Source organism: Thauera sp. 2A1, assembly GCF_009469595.2.
Lineage (GTDB): Bacteria > Pseudomonadota > Gammaproteobacteria > Burkholderiales > Rhodocyclaceae > Thauera.
This window is the reverse complement of record NZ_SSXV01000089.1, coordinates 1-1,792: the sequence shown is the minus strand read 5'-3', so window position 1 is coordinate 1,792 and position 1,792 is coordinate 1. Positions and strand designations below refer to the sequence as shown.

General features: G+C 44.6%; 2 protein-coding genes. One reads left to right on the top strand and one right to left on the bottom strand.

Annotation, left to right across the window (positions count from 1 at the left end):
• Positions 1 to 158: 158 nt before the first annotated feature.
• A complete protein-coding gene (locus GH664_RS23975) occupies positions 159 to 1,364 on the bottom strand; it encodes an IS256 family transposase (RefSeq protein WP_118220300.1) in 1,206 nt (401 codons plus the stop codon).
• Between the two features lie 75 nt (positions 1,365 to 1,439).
• Here GH664_RS23975 and GH664_RS23970 point away from each other — a divergent pair.
• On the top strand, positions 1,440 to 1,792 hold a 353-nt coding region (locus tag GH664_RS23970; protein ID WP_228111679.1), incomplete at its 3' end, for a hypothetical protein.

Sequence of the window (1,792 nt, the reverse complement as noted above, 5' to 3'; positions counted from 1 at the left end):
TACAGTAGTTTATAGATGGTGGCAAAAGTAAGTGCTTCTGTGATGTTCTTAGTTCCAAGGGGGTGTAAATTAAACTGTGTCAAGGCTTGTTCTTAACTTTCATTCCCACTCCCTGCTGGGGGCATGCCCCCAGCAGGGAAGCCTTTTCGGCTGCAAAGTTACATAATTTTAAATCTATCTCCAAATTTTATTGCCAATTGTTGAGAAATTTGTCCCCAATTTGCCAGTGGCATAGTCCATTTCTTACGGATGTTGCGGTAAGCTAAGTACACAAGCTTCTCCAAAGAATTATCCGTAGGAAAGACCCCTTTAGTCTTTGTGACCTTTCTTACCTGTCTGTGATACCCCTCAACCGTATTGGTCGTATAAATGAGTTTACGGATGGCTGGAGTATATTGGAAATACTCTGTCAGACGTTCCCAATTGTCACGCCATGACTTGATGACAATTGGGTACATCTCTCCCCACTTAGACTCTAACAGGTCTAAATTAGCAGCAGCGGAGTCTTTGTTTACTGCACCATATACTGTTCTTAAATCCTTGATAAACTCCTTTTGATGCTTACTGCCAACATACTTGATGGAATTGCGTATCTGATGGACAATACAGAGCTGCACAGAACTCTCAGGAAATACGCTTTGGATGGCATCTGGGAAGCCTTTGAGACCATCAATACAACAAATCAAGATGTCTCGAACACCACGGTTCTGAAGATCCGTAAGAACTTCTAGCCAGAAGTTAGCTCCTTCACTCTTAGACACATACATACCTAACAGTTCTTTTTGGCCTTCCTTGTTGATACCAAGAATGTTGTAAATGGCTCGTGTGACAGCTCTGCCATTCTCATCCTTTACCTTATAATGGATAGCATCAAGCCAGCAAATGGCATATACAGGATCGAGCATGCGAGACTTCCAGGCGGTGATTTCGGGTAATACACGGTCTGTTATAGAGCTGATAGTATCGGCTGATAGAGTTGTGTTGAACTCACGCTCAAAGTAGCTGCTGATGTCACGTGTGCTGGTGCCCATGGCGTACATCTCAATAATCTGGTCTGCCATGCCATTGGCAAGAATAGTCTCACGCTTCTTTACGGTCTCAGGTTGGAAAGTTCCGTCTCGGTCACGAGGAGTCTCTATAGTGACCTCACCATATTTTGTTTGAACCTTCTTACTCATCTTACCATTACGACGGTTGCCGGAAGAGCGTTCCTCTTCACTTAAATGAGCGTCCATCTCACCTTCGAGAGCTGAGTTGAGAATACGCTCTAACAATGGAGCTAATGCTCCGTCCTTGCCAAATAAGGCTTCACCACTACGCAACTGCTGAGCTGCTTTCTTGTAATCAATTTCTAAGTTGTCCATAATATAAAAACTGTGTTAAACTACTTTTATTGTAGCTTGACACAGTTTAATTTACACTCTCAGGAAATCAAGAAGATGATTCAGCAGATTCGGGGTGAATTGTCGATTGACGGAGTGGATTTGAACGATGCGCAGGCGGTGAAGAAGGCGCAGGAGAGGCTGAAGAGCGAGCTGCCTTTCTTCTGTCCGCACTACGGCATGTTTAAGAATAATGTGCGCAGACAGGAGAATGCGATGCCGGAAAGCTTTCTCTTCCAGACGATTATTGATGTGGATGATAAGGAGTATGTGGAGAAGGCGATTGAGAAGGCGCGCGAGCTGAACTGCTCTTCGGGGATATGGAACGGCTCGTTGCTGCATCTCTGTTATAGCGCTAGAAAGAAGCTGCATATCGGGATTAGAATGCCGGTGGGGATGACCATCGAGGA

What these genes read in the sequence shown, in the direction of transcription:
- GH664_RS23975 (WP_118220300.1), bottom strand. Translation starts at nt 1,364, where the DNA reads ATGGACAACTTAGAAATTGATTACAAGAAAGCAGCTCAGCAGTTGCGT.